Source organism: Rhodococcus sp. 1168 (assembly GCF_002091955.1).
Classification (GTDB): Bacteria; Actinomycetota; Actinomycetes; order Mycobacteriales; family Mycobacteriaceae; genus Rhodococcoides.
In genome coordinates, this window is sequence record NZ_MKKY01000088.1 from 1 (window position 1) to 18,683 (window position 18,683).

The following is an 18,683-nucleotide window of genomic DNA, read 5'->3' on the forward strand; positions in this document are numbered from 1 at the left end:
GTGACCCACAGTCCGTAGGCGGCCTTCACCTCGACCTGCCGAGCAACATAGGTGCACCGGTATGCGGTGTTGCTGGGGAGCCAGGTCGCGGCATCGCCGTCGCTCTTCTGCTGGTTCGCCGGGCCATCGACGGCCTGCAGGTTGCGCGGGTCGTTCGCCAGGCTCTTCAGCGTGGCCGGGTCGAGTTGCTGAGCACCTGTCTGCCAGGCATTACTGAGGGCGACCATGTGGTCGATTTGCACAGCGCTGGAGGTGTCGGTGCCGCGGACGAAGCTGATGGTGGTTGCGGTGTACGTATCGGCCAGGGTGCCGGTTTGTACCGCGCATCCGTTGGACCCCGGCTTCACGGTGATCGCGGTGAGATCTCGACGTAAAATATCGTTCCTCGTATCGCAGCCGTTATGACCACCTTCGACGGTGACATCGTCGGTCCAGGCCTGCCCGAACATCTCTCGGTCGTACCCGGTCTTCGGGGCTCGCCCCTTGATCGGCACGGTCGCCAGCATGCTCAGGGCAGCGTTCGCGCCGTCCGCGTTCTCGACCGCCAACGCCACCGGTACGGGTGCGAGCATCGACTCGGGTGTAGTTGCGGCGGAGCTCGGAGCCACGGGCGATGTTGTAGCGATGGCAGCTTTCGAGGTGCTGGTCATCGTGGCGGATGCTGCCGCTACGGCTGCCTCCTGCGCGGCGGTGTCCCTCGACCCGGTCGGATCCACCACACCGATGACCAGCAAGCCGGACACGACTGCACCGGTGACCCACGGCCACTTCCGTCTCCCCTTCGATGCGGTTGGTGCAGGCGGCGAATAATCAAAATCAGACACAGTAGTTCTCCAAAGGCAGGAATGGGCACAACGAGGTCGGTCGACATCGTAGTAGGACCGCTGATAGCGGCCGATACATTCGAAATGCCTTCGCCGTTATCGGCGGGGCAGTGGTTGTCGCATTGGATCGGGTTCGGGCTCATCGACGCGATGGTCATCTCACTCGTCGAAGTCACCTTCGGAGATGTGCCGGGTGCGGGCGTGTCGTTCTGCTCCGGTGAGGGTGGGCGCAATTTGGGTGCGAATCCGGCGGTGGCGGATCTCAATGTGGGCAGCAACATGCAGACGGCCTTAATCACGCTCGCCTGAAGACCTGGATCCGATTCAGCCTGGGGTTGAGTCTCCCCTGAGCAAGCTGTGTACGTGCATGTCATGCCACCCGTCTGCATGGCGTGCTGATCCGCGGCGGATGCCTTCTGTCTGAAATCCGGCCTTATCCGCAACGCGACACGACGCAGCATTGTCTACTGAGTGTTCGAGTTCGAGTCGGTTGAAGGCCACTTCGTCGAAGGCCCATCTTGCTAACGCAACAACGGAATTCGGGCACACTCCATACCCGCGCGCAGATGCGGCCATCCAGTACGCCAGATCGGCCGTCCCGTCATAGAGATCAATATTTTTCAATGCGATACGACCGAGTAGGCGGTCCGAACCTGAATCAACCACAGCCCAATGGGCTCCGGATTCTTTGAGCCACTCAGACTGCCACCCTCCGATCCATCCTGCTGCCTCCTCGATCGAATCAGCACGTTTGACGTGCCATCGTTGGATGAGTGGGTCCTGAAAGAATTCCATCACCGCTGCGGCGTCACCGTTCACCCACGGCCGGAGTGAAACCGACCGCGACACCTCGATCACGGGTTGTTCAATCCCGAACAACGATCCCTCGGGGATCGACGGTTCGACCAGGATGGGCACAAAGTCAATCCTGGTACAGCGTCATCACGTTGAGCAACACCTACCCGACTAACCGTTCTCGGCGAGACAACGCCGTCAAAGGCACGGCTTGCAAGCACACGCTCTGGTTGGCAGGATCATCGCCAGCGTCGCGTGTCGATGACGGACAGCGTCAGGCATGGAGGCGTGGAACTGCCCAGGAGGCAGACACTCATGACCATCACGTTCGATCACACCATCGTCGTCTCGAAAAGGATGCCGTGGACATGGTGGCCCGGTTGGTGGCGCACTCCGTCACCGGCGCACCCATCACCGTCGCCGACCGGATCAGACGAGTACACGCTGTCGGCAACTTCCTCGCCGAAATCACCGAATGGGGATGGGACGACGTGCCCCCGCGTCGGCTGATCTTCCGAGACGACCTCCCGAGACCACAACGGTTCCTACCGCGCTACTTGCCTGTCGATGCAGACCGCAAAATCTCCGCTGCACTGTCGAATTCGCCCTATCGACTCGCCGCTGACGCACTACTGGTGCAGCGAGCCTGCGGACTGAGGATCGGCGAACTACTCGACCTCGAGCTCGATTGCGTTCACGAAGTACCAGGGCACGGGTCCTGGCTGAAAGTGCCGCTCGGCAAACTCGACTCCGAACGCATGGTTCCCCTCGATGAGGAAGTTCTCACCCTCGTCGACCGCATCACCTCCACCCGCTCGCCGGGCCGCCCCATGACCCATCCCCGCACCGGAGCACCCGTCTATTTCCTGTTCACCCACCATGGAGAACGGTTGTCACAGAACGCGGTACGAGCAGAACTGAACCGTGCTGCAGATACCGCTGGCCTCGACCACATCACCCCGCACCAACTCCGGCACACCTACGCCACCGCCCTCATCAACGCAGGCGTGTCCTTGCAAGCATTGATGGCGCTGCTCGGTCACGTCTCGACCCAGATGAGTCTGCGCTACGCGCAGCTCTTCGACAGCACAGTCCGCACCGAATACGAACGAGCCCTCGGTCTGGCGAAAAGCCACATCGGCCCCATACCCACCGACAAGCTGCACCTTCCGATCACCGACGTCAGCGGGGGCGCATGGAAAGACACTCCGGCAATCAAGTCGCGACTGTCCGGCGGCTACTGTCTCCGAGCCCCGCGCAGGGATCATGCCTTTACGCCAACATCTGCGAGAACTGTCCCAGCTTCCACACCGACGCAACACATCTTGGAGTTCTCGCTACTCAACGCATCGACGCTGCCGACCTAGCAGCGGATGCAGGGAAGCGAGGTTGGGTCGAGGAAGCGACCCGGCACCACGCCCTCGTCGCACGACTGGACACGCTCATTTCCCGATCGGAGACCGCATGAACAAGACCCCACTGCTCCGCGTCGAACAGGTCTGCATCGACCTCACCACCGCCGGATCACCGGTCACGTTCACCGCAGTCGCAGCAGCGGCGCAGATTGCACGAGCCCCGCTTTACCGGAACAAGCAGCTACGCGCCGTCATCGACGAGCACAGGGCCCGTCAAACCAATGCACGCACTCTCACGGGCCTCGCTACTGAAGTCGCCCAACTACGTACCATCGTCGAAACACTCGCCACCGCCGTCACCGCCCACGAAGAACGACTCCGTCGCCTCGCCCCACGACAGTGATGAACCATTCAGCCCGACCACGGCGTAGCGGCACCCATTATTAGCCGGTCAATGCGAAGACAATGCGGCTATGGAATCTATTTTCTCACTGTTGAAGAAGAACGTCCTCGACCGGCAACGCTGGTCGACACAGGAACAGTTGCGGCTTGCGATCGTGACGTGGATCGAGAGGACTTACCATCGCAAGCGCCGGGAACGGTGCCTCGGGAAGCTCATCCCGATCGAGTTTGAGACAATCAACCAAGCCGCATACGCGGCTTGAAACTATCAACCCCACGAGTCAAATTGAAGTGGGGGCAGTCCCCAACGTCTGATTTCCCGCGGCGATTTACCTTCCGCAGTCCTTCGCGCGGTGTAGACGCGAGTACGTTCATCACTGTTGCTGCGAACCATCGCGATCCGCCACAACGCGTTGTTCGCCGGCCGGTCACCGCCACGATTGAGACGGTGACGCACATGTTGACCGGAGGACGCCTCGATGGGTGAAACACCGCAGAACGCAGCGAATGCTGCTTCACTACGCAGTCTTCCGGGATTGTCTCCAACCGTGACTAGCAATGCCGAAGCGTTGTCGACACCGACACCCAGGCAGCCAAGAGAGCAAAATTGGCGCGCTCTTCATCGCATCAAGTGAGACAGTAACATTCAGTTGATCCGTGCTTCGGGCACGGGTTCGTTGATGAAGAAAACGGCTGGCATTTGAGGCGGACTGGGCCAGCATGAACCCGACTTCGGAATCCGGCGCCACAACAGCGTTCATCCGATCGATCCGTCCTTCACCGCCTTGCAATAGTATCGGGTCGAATCAGCGGTGTCATAGTTGACCGTGCCGTGGTGGCCGAGCACCGGTCAGCGTCCAGCGCCCGATGTGTTGCAGTTTCCACCGGGTAGCGTCGTGCAGGGTGTGAGTGCGAGCATCACGCCAGTACCGCGAGAGGTTTTCGGTACCAGACGCGCTACGGGTACCACCGAGCTCGAACAGGGCGTTCGCAGCTTCGAGGGACGCACGAGTCGCAGCAACCTTCGCGGTCGCCACGGCGATCGACGCTCGTGCAGCGGACTCCTCGGTGAGATCGGCCCGTGCGGCGTCGATCGCACGAGCACCCTCCGCGAGCAGTGCACCGGCCGCCCGCACCGTGACCGTGACCTCACCTGCCAACTGGACCAATAATGGATCGTCCACGCCGCGTTCGACATGGGCCTCGAAGTGCGGCCGGGCCCGACCGGCCTGGTTCGCAGCCTCGGCGAGCGCGCCGCAGGCGATACCCACATCGATCGCGGCGTGCAGGATCTGCGCTTGCGCCCCATACGTGGTGGGGTGATCGAAGATTTCGGTGAATGGCACCACGGACGAGGCGGGTACCGCCACGTCATCGAGGGTGACGGTACCGCTGGCGGTGGTGCGTTGTCCCATACCGTCCCAGTCGTCGACAACGGACAGGCCTGCGGTGGTGCGTGGGATGAACGCCAAGGCCTTGGGCGTCGACGGATCGGGTTCGAAGTCCGTTGCTCCGCCGGATAGGCTGGCGCGCACGATGATCCAGTCGGCGAACAGTGCGCCGGTGCTGTAGAACTTGCGTCCGGTGAGGACGAACCCATCCGTTCCCGTTGTCAGTGTCGTGGTGTCCACCGTGATCGGGTGCGGGCCGCGTTCACTCTGCGCGTTCGCGAACAGCTTTCCCGACAGGACCTCTCCGTAGAAAAACTCCTGCTGCTCTGAGGTGCCCTGCAGACGCAGTGCCTCCAGGAAGGTGAAGTGGGAGTGAGGGATCTGCGCGATACTCGGGTCGGTCGCGGCCAACAGCCGGAATATCTCGGCGAGCACCTCGGTCGGAACGTCGAGGCCACCGTGCTCACGAGGCACCGTCAATGCCAGAAGCCCGGATGCTGCGAACTCACCGATCTGCTGGCGGGGCAGCTCCCGGTTCGCGTCCCGGGCCGACGCTCCCTCGGTAAACCGGGCACTCAACTCCCCTGCGACCGTGAGCGCATGTGCGAGCGAGTCGATGTGCTGAGCCTGCGCCACGCTCATCAGCGGTTGCCGGCGGGCAGGAAGGGGATGTTTCCGGATGCGGTGGTCGGCGCGCCGGCGGTGAACAAGCCGCTTCGGCGCAGGATCGGCAGGACGCCCTCACCGAACCAGTAGAGCTCTTCGAGATGGGGGTAACCGGAGAACACGAATTCCTCGATCCCGAGGGCCGCGTATTCGGCGATGCGGTCAGCAACATCGGTGTGGCTGCCGACGAGCGCCGTTCCGGCGCCGCCGCGCACCAACCCGACACCGCTCCACAGGTTCGGTGCCACCTCGAGATTCCTCGCGTCACGCCAGTTGCCGCTGTGCCGGTTGGCTTCGTGCAGCGCCAGCATGCGTCGCTGTCCCTCGGACTCGCTGCGCGCAAGCCCTGCCTGCGCCGAGGCGACGCTCTCCTCGCCGAGGGCCGCGACGAGCTTGTTGGCCTGTGCCCACGCCTCTTCGGAGCTGTCGCGGGTGATGACGTGCAGCCGGATTCCGAACTTCACGGTGCGGCCGCGCTGTGCGGCTTCTTGTCGGATCCAGGCGATCTTCTTTGCCACCGCAGCAGGCGGCTCTCCCCATGTGAGGTAGACGTCGGCATGCTCGGCCGCGACCGGTCCGGCTGCTGCCGAGGAACCCCCGAAGTACAGGGGCGGAATCGGAGCGGGCAGTGTCGCCAGCGTCGCCTCCTCGACCTGAATGTGCTGTCCGTGATGGGTAACGGTCTCCCCTGCCCACAGCCGCCGGACGATGGACAAGAATTCGTCGGCGCGGGCATACCGGTCGTCTTTGCCGAGATGGTCGCCGTAGGCACGTTGCTCGTGAGCCTCCCCGCCGACCACGACGTTGAGCAGAATTCGCCCGGGTGCATGCGTCGAGAACGTCGCGGCCATCTGCGCGGCCAGCGTCGGGCTGATCAAGCCGGGCCGGAACGCGACGAGGAACGCGAGCTTCTCCGATTCGCGGGCCAGCATCGCGGTAGTGAGGAACGCGTCCTCGCACCATGCCCCGGCGGGGGTGAGGGCGCCGGAGAAGCCGAACTCCTCCGCCGCGCGGGCGATCGAGGAAAGGTAGCCGATAGAGGCGCGGCGGTCGCCGCCGGCTTCACCGGCGGCTGTGCCGTGCCCACCCCCGACGATGAGCCGGCTGTCGCCGTAAGTGGGCAGGAACCAGTGGAAAGCAAGAGACATACGCGGAACTCCGATGAATGCAGGTCGGGTAGAGGGAAGGGTCAGGTGCCTACGGCACGGTGTCAACGTGTCAGGCGAAGGCGCCGCGGTAGGCGGCAGCGGGATGACTGTCCGGCAGCAGGTCCGACCCGGTGAGCTTGCGCCGGATAGTGCCCTCGGCATATTCACGCTGGGCGAGGCCACGATCCTGCAGGACCGGGATGACATGGTCGATGAACTCGGTGTAGGTGCCGGGGATGGTGTAGTTCATGACGTTGATACCGCCGACCCCGGCGTCGCGCCACTGAGCGAGGCGGTCGGCGATCTGATCCGGAGTGCCGACGACACGCCCGTTTCGACTGCGCAATTGGGCGAGGTCCCGCACGGTCGGCTCCCTGCCGGGCACCGCTTCACGCAGCCACTGCAGGCTACTCTGCGAGCCCTCCGCCTCCACCACGCCGATGGGAGTATCAAGGTCGTACCGACCGAGATCGATGCCGATGCCACCCGCGGCGTGCGCGATGATGGTGTCGAGGTCGATGTACTCGTCGATGTCCGCAGCCTTACGGCGGGCTTCTTCCTCTGTGGAGCCGATCACGAAGGACAGCCCCTGGAAGAAATTGATGTCCTCGGCCCCTCGACCGGCTTCCACCGCCAGGCGTCGAGTGTCTTCGATCAATCCTCGTGCGGCCTCCGGGGTCGGCGAGGCGATGAACTGGGCTTCGGCGTTGCGGGCGGCGAACCGCCGACCGACCGGAGAGGATCCTGCCTGAAACAGCACCGGGGTGCGCTGCGGGGACGGAGCCACCAGATGCGGGCCCTCGACACGGTACCGCTTGCCCTCGTGATAAATCTTGTGGATCTTCGAGAAGTCACCGTGCAGTCCGGACTCCTTGTCCTGGATCAGGGCACCCTCGTCCCATGACCCCTCCCACAGTTTGTAGACCACGTCGGCGTACTCTTCCGCCCACGTATAGCGGTCGTCGTGCGCCGTCAGACCGTCGAAACCGAAGTTACGCCAAGCATTAGGCGACGGGCTGGTGACGATGTTCCACGCGACACGGCCGTTCGAGGCGTGGTCGAGAGTGGAGATCTTGCGTGCGAAGTTGAAGGGGTGTTCCTGCAGGATCGAACTGGTGATCGCGATACCCAGATGTTCGGTGTTGTAGGCGATCGCCGAGGCGAGGACCCCCGGATCGTTGCTCGGGATCTGCAGTCCGGCGTCGACGAATTTCTTCCAGTCGCCCTGGTAATCGCCGTAGAGGCCGACGACGTCGGCGAAGAATACGTAGTCGAACTTGCCTCTCTCGAGTTCTTTGGCGAGCGAAACCCAATGCTCGAGGGAGTTGAAGTTGTGCTGCTGGGCGTCCGGTAGCCGCCACGCCCCGTGGGTGATGTGGGAGGTCGTGTTCATCACGAACGCGGAGAACTGTAGTGGTCGAGGCACGGAAAACCTTTCATAACAATGGATCTCGCAGATATTGACGACGCTAACGGGGTTCCTTCCAGTACGGAAGGGATCCGATCGCGATGATCGCAAACGCAGACGTAGGAGAGCCTCTGCACATACCGTGATGCATCGACTGCGAAGTCCTGCGCTGATACGCGGTTCGAGTGCTTCGTGTCCTGAATGTCGATTATCCAGCCGCCGCACATCTTCGCACCGACTCCAGTCGGGCGCTAGCCACCACATGAATCAAGGAGACACCTCCGGTGAACAAGCATTTTCGTCGTTCGCACCTGGCATGGGCCGCCGGGCTCGCTGCCGGATCCCTGCTGCTGTCCGGCTGCGCCGGAACAGGGGCGGCCGGCGGGCCTTCCGGGGACCCGATATCGGGCGGCACCCTGACCTACGCGACCGGCGATGTGGAGCCCGCCTGCCTGGATCCGATCGTGTCCGGAAACGTTCCGCAAGCTCTCGTTTCGACACAGTATCTCGAGTCGCTGTTCTACCAGGACGAGAACGGCGATATCGCGCCGTGGCTCGCGGAATCGTGGACGTGGTCCGAGGATCGCCTGAGCCTCGACGTCACACTCCGTGACGACGTCACCTTCACGGACGGCGCACCGCTGAACGCATCGACGATCGCCGCGAACGTGGCGTACATCAAGGATCCGGCCACGCTGTCGAGCACAGCGCTCCTCGCCGTCGAGAAGGTGGCGTCGGTCGAAGAGATCGACGAGTACACCGCGCGCATCCATCTCTCGGAACCGGACAATGCTCTGCTGGAACATTTTTCGCAGGTATGGGTGCCGATAGAGTCACAGAAAGCGTTGGCGCGGGGATCGCAGGAGAATTGCCTCTCGCCGGTGGGAACCGGTCCGTTCAAGGTCGAGAGCTGGCAGAAGCAGCAGCAGATAGTCCTGGTCCGCAACGACAACTACACCACCCCTCCGCCGAGTGCCGCTCACACCGGTCCCGCCTATCTGGACAAGATCGTGTGGCGCTTCCTGCCGGACGATACGGCACGTTTCGCGGCGCTACAGGCTGGCGAAGTTGACGTCATCGACGTGATTCAACCTCAGGATATGGTTGCGGCACAATCTGATCCGACTCTACAGACATTGATCGGCTCCCGGCCGGGCCATGTCGTGAATCTGGCGCTGAACACCAGGGCTGAGCCGTTCGACGACATCAAGATACGTGAGGCCTTCATTCGGTCCGTCGATGTCGATGCCGCGTTGTCGAGCATCTTCCTGGGTACCGTCCCGCGTGCGAACTCGGTGCTCAGCAGTATCACCAAGTACAACCAGCAGGATCCGGAAGCATTCTCCACCGATGTTGGCCGCGCCAACCAACTCCTCGACGAGGCCGGCTGGACCCAGCGGGACAACGACGGATACCGCATCAAGGATGGAAAACGGCTTTCCGTCACAGTGATCCAGACAAGCTATGTCCTTGTTCCGGTGTCCATGCTGGAGCAGTTCCAGGCAGCGGTGAAGGCGGTCGGTTTCGAACTGAAGATCAGCGAAGAGGAGACCTCGTCTTTCACTGCGAGACGGAATTCCTGGGACTACAAAGTGCTTCCGACCTACTACACCAAGAATTCGCCGGCTGTGCTGAACCTGACCCACGACTCATCGAATATCGCGTCGATCAAGGGTGTGGGGTACCACTCCAATTCCACCGGATTGAAGTCCGAGGTCTCCGATGAGCTGGATACCGTGTTGCGCACGGCCGCGACTACTGCAGACGAGAGTGAGCGGGGCGCGCTTTATGCGAAGGCCCAGGACATCATCTACAGCCAGTACCTGAACCTCCCGATCTTCGATCAGCAGACACGGCTCGGACTCCGAGCCGATGTGGTTGGCGTTCGGCTCATCTCGCCGCTGGGCATGCCTACCTTCTACGACGCATGGTTGGACCGCTCGTGACCACCGTCGATCAGATCGCGGGACCGAATCGGCGCTTCGAGGGCACGAAGGTAGCTCGGTGGGCGTTGAAACGTATCGCCGGCGCGGTGTTCGTGTTGTGGGCGGTCGCGACATTGTCATTCTTCGTCATCCGGTTGATTCCTGGCGATCCTGTCGACGCGCTGCTCGGTGGGGCGGATTCGAACGCCACGGAGCAGATGCGGCAACAGGCGCGGGAAGCCTACGGGCTCGACCGACCACTGCCCGTGCAGTATCTCGCTTATCTCGACAAGCTTCTACATGGTGATCTGGGGCAGTCCTATCAACTCAAACAGTCTGTCACCGAGATACTTTCCGATCACCTGGCGAGCACCCTGACACTGGCCGTCCTTGCTCTGGCGCTGGCGTGGATCCTGGCGCTCGGTCTAGCGCTCTGGTCGGCTCGCGGCGGCTGGGGCACAGCAGCACTCAGCAGCATCCTCGAAATCGTGTCGGCGGCTGTTCCGCACTTCTGGCTGGGCACACTTCTGATCGTACTCTTCAGCGTTCAACTGCGATGGCTACCCGCGACCAGTGGAGGTTCGGGCGCCGCCGGACTGGTGCTACCGGTTCTGACATTGGCCATTCCCCTCGCGGGGTTCCTGGGGCAGGTCATGCGCGAGTCGATGGCCGACGCCATGCAGTCCCCGTTTGCGCTCTCTGCCCGCGCACGAGGTGAGAGCGAAACCGGAGTGAGCCTGCGCCACGCACTGCGGCACGCAGCACTGCCCGGAATCGGTTTGTCCGGATGGGCCTTCGGATCTTTGACCAGCGGCGCCGTGGTGGTCGAGACGGTGTTCGCCCGTCCGGGACTCGGACGAAGTTTGCTGCAGGCGGTACTCGTGCGCGATGTTCCCGTCGTTCTCGGCGTGGTCCTGGTCGTCGCCGCCGTCTACATCATTGTCACCCTGCTCAGCGATCTCGCCGACCGTGTCGTCGATCCCCGGTTGCGTGCGACGTGAGCGCCGCAGACCGGATCGCGAACCCGACCCTCAGGAGGCCACGATGACTTCGACTCGAGAACTGAAAGAGGACCCACCGCTGTCCTCGACTCTCGCATCGTCACCCGACTTGCAGACGCCGGTCGGGAGCACTTCGACTACCCCGGGATCCCGCAGGAAATTCCAACCGGATCTCCCCATTGTGATCCCGGCGGTGATCCTGTTCGGACTGTTGGTTACGGCTGCGTTTCCCACGCTCGTCGCTCCGTTCGGACCGCTGGACATTGATCCGGCGCACGCATTCTCGGTTCCTTCCCCGAGCCACTGGTTCGGTACGGACGAGTCCGGTCGCGACGTGTTCTCCCGGGTCGTCCACGGCACCCGTAGCTCGTTGCTGATCGGGCTGCTCGCCACCGCAGTGGGATTAGGGCTCGGGGTGCTTCTCGGTGCCCTCGCCGGTCTCGGCGGGAAGACCGTAGATTTCGGTGTCTCCCGACTGCTGGAAGTGCTCTTCGCTTTTCCCAGCCTGCTACTGGCGCTGTTGGTGATCACCATTCTGGGGCCGGGCGTGGTCAGCACCACCATCGCTGTCGGCTTGTCGACTGCACCGGGTTATGCCCGACTGATCAGGTCCCAGGTGATGTCCGTACGCCGATCGGGTTACGTGGAATCCGCTGTCGTTCTGGGACGCTCGCGCTGGTTCGTCATCAGCCGGCACATCCTTCCGAATGTCGCGGCGCCGCTCTTCGTGTTGGCTACGTTGGGTATCGGGCAGGCGATCGTGTGGGCGTCGTCGCTCAGTTTTCTCGGCCTCGGTGCGACCCCGCCGGACCCTGAATGGGGATCCATGCTTTCCGTCGGGCGTCGCTACCTGGCGAACGCATGGTGGTTGACCGTATTTCCGGGTCTGTTCATCGTCCTCAGCGCGGCAGCCACCACTGTCCTGGGGCACAGCCTGCAGCGACGACTCAAGGACAAATAGATGACACACCATCACGTAGTCGAGGCTCGCGATCCCGTCGTCAGCGTCAGGAATCTTCGAGTTTCCTTCGGCCGCGACACGGATGCAGTTCCGCGAGTTCGCGGCGTCGACTTCGACATCCACGCCGGCGAGTGCCTGGCAATCGTAGGGGAATCCGGATCCGGGAAATCGGTGACCGCGAGAAGCCTCATCGGTCTCACCGGGCAGTATGCTCAGGTCTCGGCAGACACGCTGACCCTACAGGGCAGGGATCTACGGGGAAACTCGGCGTCGCAGTGGCGCAAGGTACGTGGAGCCGAAATCGGATACGTCCTCCAAGACGCCCTGGTCTCGCTCGATCCGTTGAGGACGATCGGCCGCGAGATCGACGACGCCCTACGCCTGCACACCGATCAGTCGGCCCGCGAACGGCGCACAAAGGTTCTCGGCCTTCTCCGCGACGTCGGAATCCCCGAACCCGAGCAACGCATCCGGCAACGCTCGGGGGAATTATCCGGTGGACTGCGGCAGCGTGCGCTGATCGCATCGGCACTCGCACACAACCCGCCACTACTCGTGGCCGACGAACCGACAACCGCCCTCGATGCCACCGTGCAGAAGCAGATCCTTACCCTTCTCGACAAGCTCCAGGACAACGGAACTGCCTTACTGCTGATCAGCCATGATCTGGCTGTCGTGAGCCATATGGCCGACCGCATTGCGGTGATGCGGGACGGTGAGTTCGTCGAGTCCGGTCCCGCACGACAAGTTTTGGAGAATCCGCAGCACGACTACACAAAGAAGCTTCTACAAGCCGTCCCCACCGGCCGGCCACGCGGAACTGCGCTGTCCGCCACCAGCGTCACAATCTCGCCACGGCAGCACCGCTCGATCGCGGCGCGGCGTATCGAGACCGGTAGCGAGCGGCGAGAGCCGGGCCCGGTCCTGGTCGGTGAACGGCTGCGCAAGGTTTACCGTAACCCTGACGGGTCTGAGCGCGTCGCAGTCGACGGCGTCTCCTTCGCACTCGAAGCGGGCACGACGCTGGGGATCGTCGGCGAATCAGGGTCCGGCAAAACCACTGTCGCTCGCATGGCGCTGGGGCTGGTGCAACCCGATGCCGGAGAGGTGAGCTTCATGGGCAGACCGTGGAGTTCGCTCCCGGAGAAGCGCCGCCGCCCTCACCGCCGCCGAATTGCGGCTATCTACCAGGATCCGTTGGGCTCGTTCGATCCTCAGTGGACCGTCGGCGGCATCCTGACCGACGCCCTCGTCGATGCGCAGGCATTGTCCAAAGCCGAACGCCGAGAAGAAGTCGTGCAACTGCTGGAGACGGTGGGGCTCTCCCCTGACATCGCCGGACGAAACCCGCTTCGTCTCTCCGGCGGACAACGCCAGCGAGTCGCGATCGCTCGCGCACTGGCATCGGGCCCCGACGTCATCATCTGCGACGAGCCGGTCTCGGCGCTCGACGTCTCGATCCAGGCACAAGTGCTCGATCTTCTCGACGAACTCCAGCGCGAGTTCGCGCTCAGTTACCTGTTCATCTCACACGATCTCGGGGTCGTGCAGCACGTCAGCGACGAACTCTTGGTCATGGCCAACGGTGCCGTGGTCGAGGCTGGCACCGCGCAACAGATCTTCGAGAACCCCACCCAGGAATACACGAAGCGTCTCCTCTCGGCGGCCCCCCGCTTGGAGTCGACTTCGGTGAAAGGACTGTCATGACCACGATCGTCGAGGACCGACGTAGCCACCCCGTCACAGAAGAGTTGCTCGAACATTACCGACCGGTATTCCGTGAGATCGCTGCCGGAGCTGCAGAACGTGAAGCGTCGCGCACGTTGGCATACGACGCCATCGAGGCACTGAAAGTGGCAGGCTTCGGCAGCCTGCGGGTACCGACGCAGTACGGCGGTACCGGCGCGACGTTGACGCAGTCACTTCGTGTGCTGCGGGAGCTGGGCGAAGCGGACTCCAACCTCGTCCAAGCCTTGCGTGCCCACTTCGCCACCGTCGAGGGACTGGTCGCGTCCACCGAGGAAGCGTACAGAGAGAAGTGGTTCCGGCGCATCGTCGACGGAGCGATCATCGGAAACGCCACCACCGAACGAGGCAACGAACCGGGCCGATATTCTACGAAGCTCGTCCGCAGGGACGGCAAGCTCTACCTCACCGGCGTCAAGTTCTACAGCACGGGAAGCCTGTACGCCGACTGGATCACCGTGGCGGCTGAAACCGAGGGCGGCGATACCGTGCGGGTGTCCGTGCCGGCCGACGCCCCGGGATTGGAACGTATCGACGACTGGAACGGTTTCGGCCAGCGGCTCACCGCGTCGGGGACCACCCGCCTCTCCGACGTCGAAGCCAATTCCGACGACGTCGCCCCCGCACCTCAGAACGACTCGGCCTCTCACCTGGCGGCGTATGTTCAGTTGATTCTCCTGGTGGCACTCGGTGGTGTGGCACGGGCAGCGAGGCGGGACGTCATCGAATTCGTCCGGAACCGCACGCGTGCTTACGGTCACGGTGTCGGGGACTCGCCGCAGCGTGATCCGTTGGTGCAGGAAGTCATCGGGCGGGTGAGCAGTTCCGTGTTCGCCGTCGAATCGATTCTGGACGCCACTGCCCGCGAGGTCGAGCGCATTGCCATGGCTGACACCCACGACACTGTGTCGGCTGGCGAACTCGAAGAGTTGAACGCGGTGATCGCGGAAGCGCAGATCACCATCGTCGACCTGACTCTCGATGTCACGACGAAGTTGTTTGAAGTCGGCGGTGCGTCGGCTACATCGGAATCTCTTCGCCTGGACCGGCATTGGCGCAACGCGCGCGTCCTGGCGCAACACAATCCTGTGATCTACCGCGCTCGCGCGGTCGGGCAGCAGCGTTTGACCGGCGACCACCTTACGAACGCGATCTACGTGGGCCGATCCGACACACGGATCTAACACGATTGCAGCGCAGCAACTTTTTGTCGGCGCGGTACACCCCGCCTCTACCGCGCCGAGGCTGTCGCATTGCACCGGCACTTCAAGCTTGCAGCATGCTGGCTCGACGCCCTTCGCGGTGCACGTTCACCTCTGACCTACCCGGAGCACATCATGAGCATTGACAACCTACTCGACTCGACCACGCCGCCGATCGCTCTGCGTTCGAGTGAACTCGAAGACTTGATCGCCGCGATCGCCAGTGGCGCCGCGGAACGCGCACGGCTGGATCAGAGCCCGTTCGATCAGATCGAACTCATTCGCCAATTTCGGCTGGGCACGGTAACTCTTCCACTCGATGAGGGAGGTCACGGGGTTTCCGTGCGGGAGCTTTTGTCGCTGGTGATCGATCTCGCCGAGGCCGATCCCAATGTGGCGCACATCCTTCGGGCGCACTTCTGGCAGGTGAACGAGATCCTGCGGCTGCCCGCCAGCCCCCAGCGAAACGCTTGGCTCGAGGAAATTCGTAGCGGAAAAATTTTCGGCAACGCCAGCAGCGAAAAGGGGAACCGCGCCGCCGGAGCCTCCTCTTTCGCGACCGCTCTCACGCGGTCCGGACAGGATTTCATACTCAACGGAGAGAAGTTCTACAGCACGGGCAGCCTATTCTCCGACTGGCTCGCAGTGTCCGCCCAAGTGGACGAATCGACGATCGCATCGGTCATTATCCCCTCCGACCGCGACGGCGTGACAATCGTGGACGACTGGGACGGTATCGGACAAAATCGCACCGGCACCGGTACCACCGTCTTCGATAACGTGGTGGTCCATCCGAACGAGGTGATTACGCTCCGCTCGACCAGTGACATCACTCCACGCCCAAGCGATGGCGCATTGTTGCAACTGTATTTACAGGCGATCGTCACCGGCATCCTGCGGAACGTGGTAACCGACGCGATCGGGTTAATTCACAGTCGCGCCCGCACCTTCTCGCACGCGCTGGCCGAGCAACCGGCGCAAGACCCGATCCTGCAGCACGTCATCGGCAAGATCGCCAGCACCACCTATGTTGCCGAGGCAGCTGTCCTAACGGCTGCAGACGCGATTGACGCCGCCTATCGCTCAGAGCGAGAAGGCAACCCGGACTCTGCTCTGTTCACGGCTGCGTCGCTGGCTGCAGCCAAGGTCAAGATCCACGTGGACGAGGTGGGACTCGCGTCCGCGACCGCGCTCTTCGAGGTGGGCGGCGCATCGGCGGCGACCCGTTCGAAGAACCTGGACCGGCACTGGCGCAACATCCGCACACTCACCCTCCACAATCCCACCTCCTACAAGGCGGTCGCGGTGGGTAACACGACAATCAACGATGCCACGCTTCCGCTCAACGGCTACTTCTGAGCGGAAGCGCGGAAGCCTCATCCGCGTCCGCAGTCACTTATGATCGCGACGGCAGCGAAGAACTGTCAAAATGGGTCTAGTGGTCCGCGTTTGAAGTTGTTGGGCGGTTGGCTTTCTTGAGGATCTGTTCCGCCGTTTTCGTCCACACGAACGGTTGCGCCCGAGGGTTCCAGCCGTTGATGAAGGCTCGGATCTTGGCGGTGAGATCGCGGACGTTGCGGAAGGTGCCGCGGTGGATTGCTTGGCGTTCGATGATGCCGAACCAGACCTCGACGAGATTCATCCACGATGCCGACGTGGGGGTGAAATGCACTGTGATTCGGGGGTTGCCGGTGAGCCAGTCTCGTACTTCTTGCTTCTTGTGGGTGGCGTAGTTGTCCATCACCAGATGCAGTTCCTGATCGGGGTAGGCGCGTGCGACGTGCTTGAGGAACACCAGAAACTCCTGGTGGCGGTGTCGCGGTTTACATATCCCGGTGACCTGCCCTGTCGCAATATCGAGTGCAGCGAACAACGTTGTGGTGCCGTGTCGGATGTAGTCGTGGGTCTGCCGCTCGGGGATGCCGATCTGCATCGGCAACGTCGGTGCAGTGCGGTCGAGAGCTTGGATCTGCGACTTTCCATCCACGCACAGCACGATCGCATTCTCCGGAGGTGCGAGGTACAGCCCGACGATGTCGGTGACTTTTGCGACCAACTCAGGATCGGTGGAGAACTTGAACGTCTCACTGCGCCAGGGTTGAACGCCGTGTTCGCGCCACACCCGTGCGACGGTGCCGTATCCGATGCCGAGGTGATCGGCGAGCAAACGCGAGCTCCAGTGCGTAACACCGTACTTCTTCGGAGGGGGTGTCAACGTCACCGAAATCAGCTTGTCACGGTCGAGGGTGCGGGGCCTGCCGGAGCGGTCTTCGTCGAACAGCCCGTCCACGCCGGATTCTTCGTATCGGGCACGCCAGTTGATCACCGTCTGCCGTGAGATCGAGAACCGGCGTGCGATTTCCGCATGCGCGACACCATCGGCGGCGAGCAGAACGATCCGCGCTCGCTGCACCAACCCCGCTTTCGCCGTCGTCGACCGGACCCACTTCTCGAACTGGTCACGGTCGTTGTCGGGGATCAACAGCGGAGCTGCGCGCATAGCCAATTCAATCAAACATAACCGCCCATCTACTTCAGGCGCGCGGTACTAGCCTCGTGCTTTCACAGAGGTGAGGATCTGATCTGTGTCGAAAACGAAGAAAGGTGCTCCCACCTGCGATAATTCGACTTGTCTAAGGTTGAATACACGCTGGAACAAGGAGCACCCTTCTGGTGAGCAAGTCTACGTCGTCGTACCCCACCCTGTCCGTTGATGCCACCGGAACCGGTGTCGTGTCGCACGCCGGTGCAGTGACTTTGCTGCGCACGGCGGAAGTGACGGGATTGACCGCAGCGTTGTCGAAGCAGCTCGTGTCGTGGCGGAAACCGTTGGCGCAGTTCGACCCCGGCAAGATCGTCCTCGACCTCGCAGTGTCGCTGGCCCTCGGTGGGGATTGCCTCGCCGACATCGCCACCCTGCGTGAACACGCTGCCGTCTTCGGAAGAGTTCCCTCCGATCCCACCGTCTCCCGCCTGATCACGGCATTGACCACCGACACCGCCTCGGTGCTCACCGCGATCGACACCGCCCGAGCATCCGCTCGCACCGCGGCGTGGAAACACGCCGGCGAGCACGCTCCCGATCACGACATCACCGCCAAGAATCCGATCGTCATCGACCTCGATGCCACCCTCGTCGCGGCCCACTCGGACAAGGAGTCTGCTGCACCGACGTACAAACGAGGCTATGGATTTCATCCCCTGATGGCGTTCGTCGACCACGGCACCAGCGGGACCGGTGAACCTGTCGCGGCGCTGCTGCGGCCCGGTAACGCCGGATCGAACACAGCGGCAGATCATATCGAGGTCACTCGGAAAGCGTTGGCACAGTTACCCTCCACCAGCAGCACACGCCCCGGCAAGAAGGTGCTCATTCGTACCGACGGTGCCGGCGCGAGCCACAAATACCTCACCTGGCTCCACAACCAACGGGTCTCGTATTCGATCGGATTCGGGCTCACCGATGCGATGGTCACCGCACTCGCCGACGCTCCCGAGGACGCCTGGTCGGTCGCCGTCGACGCACAGAAGAAAGTCCGTGACGGTGCCTGGGTCATCGACGCCACCGGCATCGTGGACCTCACCGCCTGGCCGGAGGGGATGCGCGTGGTCATCAGAAAAGAACGACCACACCCCGGTGCTCAACTACGGTTCACCGATGCCGACGGCCTGCGGTTGACTGCGTTCGCCACCAACACCGTCGGCGGGAAGGTCCAGGATCTCGAACTTCGTCACCGTCGCCGTGCGCGCTGCGAGGACCGGATCCGCGTCGCGAAGGACACCGGTCTCACCAACTTCCCGTTGCACGGCTTCGATCAAAACCGCATCTGGCTGGCTATCGTGCAACTCGCCCTCGACC

Annotated in this window: 17 protein-coding genes and 2 pseudogenes; 12 read left to right on the forward strand and 7 right to left on the reverse strand. The window is 62.7% G+C overall.

Annotation, left to right across the window (positions count from 1 at the left end):
- The coding region (locus BJI47_RS20245; RefSeq protein ID WP_254900711.1) for an HNH endonuclease family protein at window positions 1–650 on the reverse strand (650 nt) is incomplete at its 3' end.
- Here BJI47_RS20245 and BJI47_RS24805 point away from each other — a divergent pair.
- A complete protein-coding gene (locus tag BJI47_RS24805; RefSeq protein WP_125458775.1) occupies window positions 625–810 on the forward strand; it encodes a hypothetical protein in 186 nt (61 codons plus the stop codon). The two genes, BJI47_RS20245 and BJI47_RS24805, sit on opposite strands and share 26 nt — an antisense overlap.
- 98 nt (window positions 811–908) lie before the next feature.
- On the forward strand, window positions 909–1,133 hold the full coding sequence (locus BJI47_RS20250; RefSeq protein ID WP_176224983.1) for a hypothetical protein: 225 nt from the start codon (window positions 909–911) through the stop codon (window positions 1,131–1,133).
- A 15-nt stretch (window positions 1,134–1,148) separates the two neighbouring features.
- Here the strand turns inward: BJI47_RS20250 and BJI47_RS20255 are convergent, their stop codons facing one another.
- On the reverse strand, window positions 1,149–1,742 hold the full coding sequence (locus BJI47_RS20255; protein ID WP_088945427.1) for a GNAT family N-acetyltransferase: 594 nt from the start codon (window positions 1,740–1,742) through the stop codon (window positions 1,149–1,151).
- 245 nt (window positions 1,743–1,987) lie between these two features.
- On the opposite strand from BJI47_RS20255, the gene BJI47_RS20260 reads away from it, so the two are divergent.
- The 3 genes and pseudogenes from BJI47_RS20260 to BJI47_RS20270 form a co-directional block, all read left to right on the forward strand.
- Complete coding sequence (locus tag BJI47_RS20260) at window positions 1,988–2,986, forward strand: tyrosine-type recombinase/integrase (protein WP_254900713.1); 999 nt, start codon at window positions 1,988–1,990, stop codon at window positions 2,984–2,986.
- A 97-nt stretch (window positions 2,987–3,083) separates the two neighbouring features.
- Window positions 3,084–3,377, forward strand: a complete 294-nt coding sequence (locus tag BJI47_RS20265; RefSeq protein ID WP_088945441.1) for a hypothetical protein — start codon at window positions 3,084–3,086, stop codon at window positions 3,375–3,377.
- Between the two features lie 58 nt (window positions 3,378–3,435).
- Window positions 3,436–3,639: pseudogene (locus tag BJI47_RS20270) on the forward strand (IS3 family transposase); the annotation flags it as partial.
- 44 nt (window positions 3,640–3,683) lie between these two features.
- Here the strand turns inward: BJI47_RS20270 and BJI47_RS20275 are convergent.
- The 4 genes and pseudogenes from BJI47_RS20275 to BJI47_RS20290 form a co-directional block, all read right to left on the reverse strand.
- Window positions 3,684–3,959, reverse strand: a pseudogene (locus tag BJI47_RS20275) (transposase); the annotation flags it as partial.
- A gap of 232 nt (window positions 3,960–4,191) precedes the next feature.
- On the reverse strand, window positions 4,192–5,409 hold the full coding sequence (locus tag BJI47_RS20280) for an SfnB family sulfur acquisition oxidoreductase (protein WP_088945443.1): 1,218 nt from the start codon (window positions 5,407–5,409) through the stop codon (window positions 4,192–4,194).
- Window positions 5,409–6,581, reverse strand: a complete 1,173-nt coding sequence (locus BJI47_RS20285) for an LLM class flavin-dependent oxidoreductase (RefSeq protein ID WP_088945444.1) — start codon at window positions 6,579–6,581, stop codon at window positions 5,409–5,411. The genes BJI47_RS20280 and BJI47_RS20285 overlap by 1 nt, the downstream gene beginning before the upstream one ends.
- 70 nt (window positions 6,582–6,651) lie before the next feature.
- Window positions 6,652–7,974 (reverse strand): LLM class flavin-dependent oxidoreductase, encoded by a 1,323-nt coding sequence (locus BJI47_RS20290; protein ID WP_088945445.1) that lies wholly within the window; start codon window positions 7,972–7,974, stop codon window positions 6,652–6,654.
- 299 nt (window positions 7,975–8,273) lie between these two features.
- Between BJI47_RS20290 and BJI47_RS20295 the strand changes: the two genes are divergently transcribed.
- The 6 genes from BJI47_RS20295 to BJI47_RS20320 all read left to right on the forward strand — a co-directional run bounded on the left by BJI47_RS20295 (window position 8,274) and on the right by BJI47_RS20320 (window position 16,183).
- Window positions 8,274–9,935, forward strand: a complete 1,662-nt coding sequence (locus BJI47_RS20295; protein ID WP_217808569.1) for an ABC transporter substrate-binding protein — start codon at window positions 8,274–8,276, stop codon at window positions 9,933–9,935.
- Window positions 9,932–10,915, forward strand: a complete 984-nt coding sequence (locus BJI47_RS20300) for an ABC transporter permease (RefSeq protein WP_254900712.1) — start codon at window positions 9,932–9,934, stop codon at window positions 10,913–10,915. The genes BJI47_RS20295 and BJI47_RS20300 overlap by 4 nt, the downstream gene beginning before the upstream one ends.
- A 43-nt stretch (window positions 10,916–10,958) precedes the next feature.
- On the forward strand, window positions 10,959–11,876 hold the full coding sequence (locus tag BJI47_RS20305) for an ABC transporter permease (RefSeq protein ID WP_088945451.1): 918 nt from the start codon (window positions 10,959–10,961) through the stop codon (window positions 11,874–11,876).
- Window positions 11,877–13,583 carry an ABC transporter ATP-binding protein gene (locus tag BJI47_RS20310; RefSeq protein ID WP_088945448.1) on the forward strand — a complete coding sequence of 569 codons (1,707 nt, stop codon included), beginning with the start codon at window positions 11,877–11,879 and terminating at the stop codon, window positions 13,581–13,583. It abuts the gene before it with no gap.
- On the forward strand, window positions 13,580–14,806 hold the full coding sequence (locus BJI47_RS20315; RefSeq protein WP_088945449.1) for an acyl-CoA dehydrogenase family protein: 1,227 nt from the start codon (window positions 13,580–13,582) through the stop codon (window positions 14,804–14,806). Before BJI47_RS20310 ends, BJI47_RS20315 begins: the two co-directional genes overlap by 4 nt.
- 153 nt (window positions 14,807–14,959) lie before the next feature.
- On the forward strand, window positions 14,960–16,183 hold the full coding sequence (locus BJI47_RS20320) for an acyl-CoA dehydrogenase family protein (protein WP_088945452.1): 1,224 nt from the start codon (window positions 14,960–14,962) through the stop codon (window positions 16,181–16,183).
- A gap of 76 nt (window positions 16,184–16,259) precedes the next feature.
- Here the strand turns inward: BJI47_RS20320 and BJI47_RS20325 are convergent, their stop codons facing one another.
- The gene (locus BJI47_RS20325) at window positions 16,260–17,324 is read right to left on the reverse strand and encodes an IS630 family transposase (protein ID WP_088945450.1); all 1,065 of its coding nucleotides are present in this window, start codon (window positions 17,322–17,324) and stop codon (window positions 16,260–16,262) included.
- A gap of 173 nt (window positions 17,325–17,497) precedes the next feature.
- Here BJI47_RS20325 and BJI47_RS20330 point away from each other — a divergent pair.
- Window positions 17,498–18,683: IS1380 family transposase (locus BJI47_RS20330; protein WP_088942103.1), on the forward strand; the 1,186-nt coding region annotated here is incomplete at its 3' end.

What these genes read in the sequence shown, in the direction of transcription:
- BJI47_RS20260 (WP_254900713.1), top strand. Translation starts at nt 1,988, where the DNA reads ATGGTGGCCCGGTTGGTGGCGCACTCCGTCACCGGCGCACCCATCACC.
- BJI47_RS20315 (WP_088945449.1), top strand. Translation starts at nt 13,580, where the DNA reads ATGACCACGATCGTCGAGGACCGACGTAGCCACCCCGTCACAGAAGAG.
- BJI47_RS20280 (WP_088945443.1), bottom strand. Translation starts at nt 5,409, where the DNA reads ATGAGCGTGGCGCAGGCTCAGCACATCGACTCGCTCGCACATGCGCTC.
- BJI47_RS20290 (WP_088945445.1), bottom strand. Translation starts at nt 7,974, where the DNA reads ATGAACACGACCTCCCACATCACCCACGGGGCGTGGCGGCTACCGGAC.
- BJI47_RS20285 (WP_088945444.1), bottom strand. Translation starts at nt 6,581, where the DNA reads ATGTCTCTTGCTTTCCACTGGTTCCTGCCCACTTACGGCGACAGCCGG.
- BJI47_RS20325 (WP_088945450.1), bottom strand. Translation starts at nt 17,324, where the DNA reads ATGCGCGCAGCTCCGCTGTTGATCCCCGACAACGACCGTGACCAGTTC.
- BJI47_RS20305 (WP_088945451.1), top strand. Translation starts at nt 10,959, where the DNA reads ATGACTTCGACTCGAGAACTGAAAGAGGACCCACCGCTGTCCTCGACT.
- BJI47_RS20250 (WP_176224983.1), top strand. Translation starts at nt 909, where the DNA reads ATGCCTTCGCCGTTATCGGCGGGGCAGTGGTTGTCGCATTGGATCGGG.
- BJI47_RS20310 (WP_088945448.1), top strand. Translation starts at nt 11,877, where the DNA reads ATGACACACCATCACGTAGTCGAGGCTCGCGATCCCGTCGTCAGCGTC.
- BJI47_RS24805 (WP_125458775.1), top strand. Translation starts at nt 625, where the DNA reads ATGGCAGCTTTCGAGGTGCTGGTCATCGTGGCGGATGCTGCCGCTACG.
- BJI47_RS20265 (WP_088945441.1), top strand. Translation starts at nt 3,084, where the DNA reads ATGAACAAGACCCCACTGCTCCGCGTCGAACAGGTCTGCATCGACCTC.
- BJI47_RS20320 (WP_088945452.1), top strand. Translation starts at nt 14,960, where the DNA reads ATGAGCATTGACAACCTACTCGACTCGACCACGCCGCCGATCGCTCTG.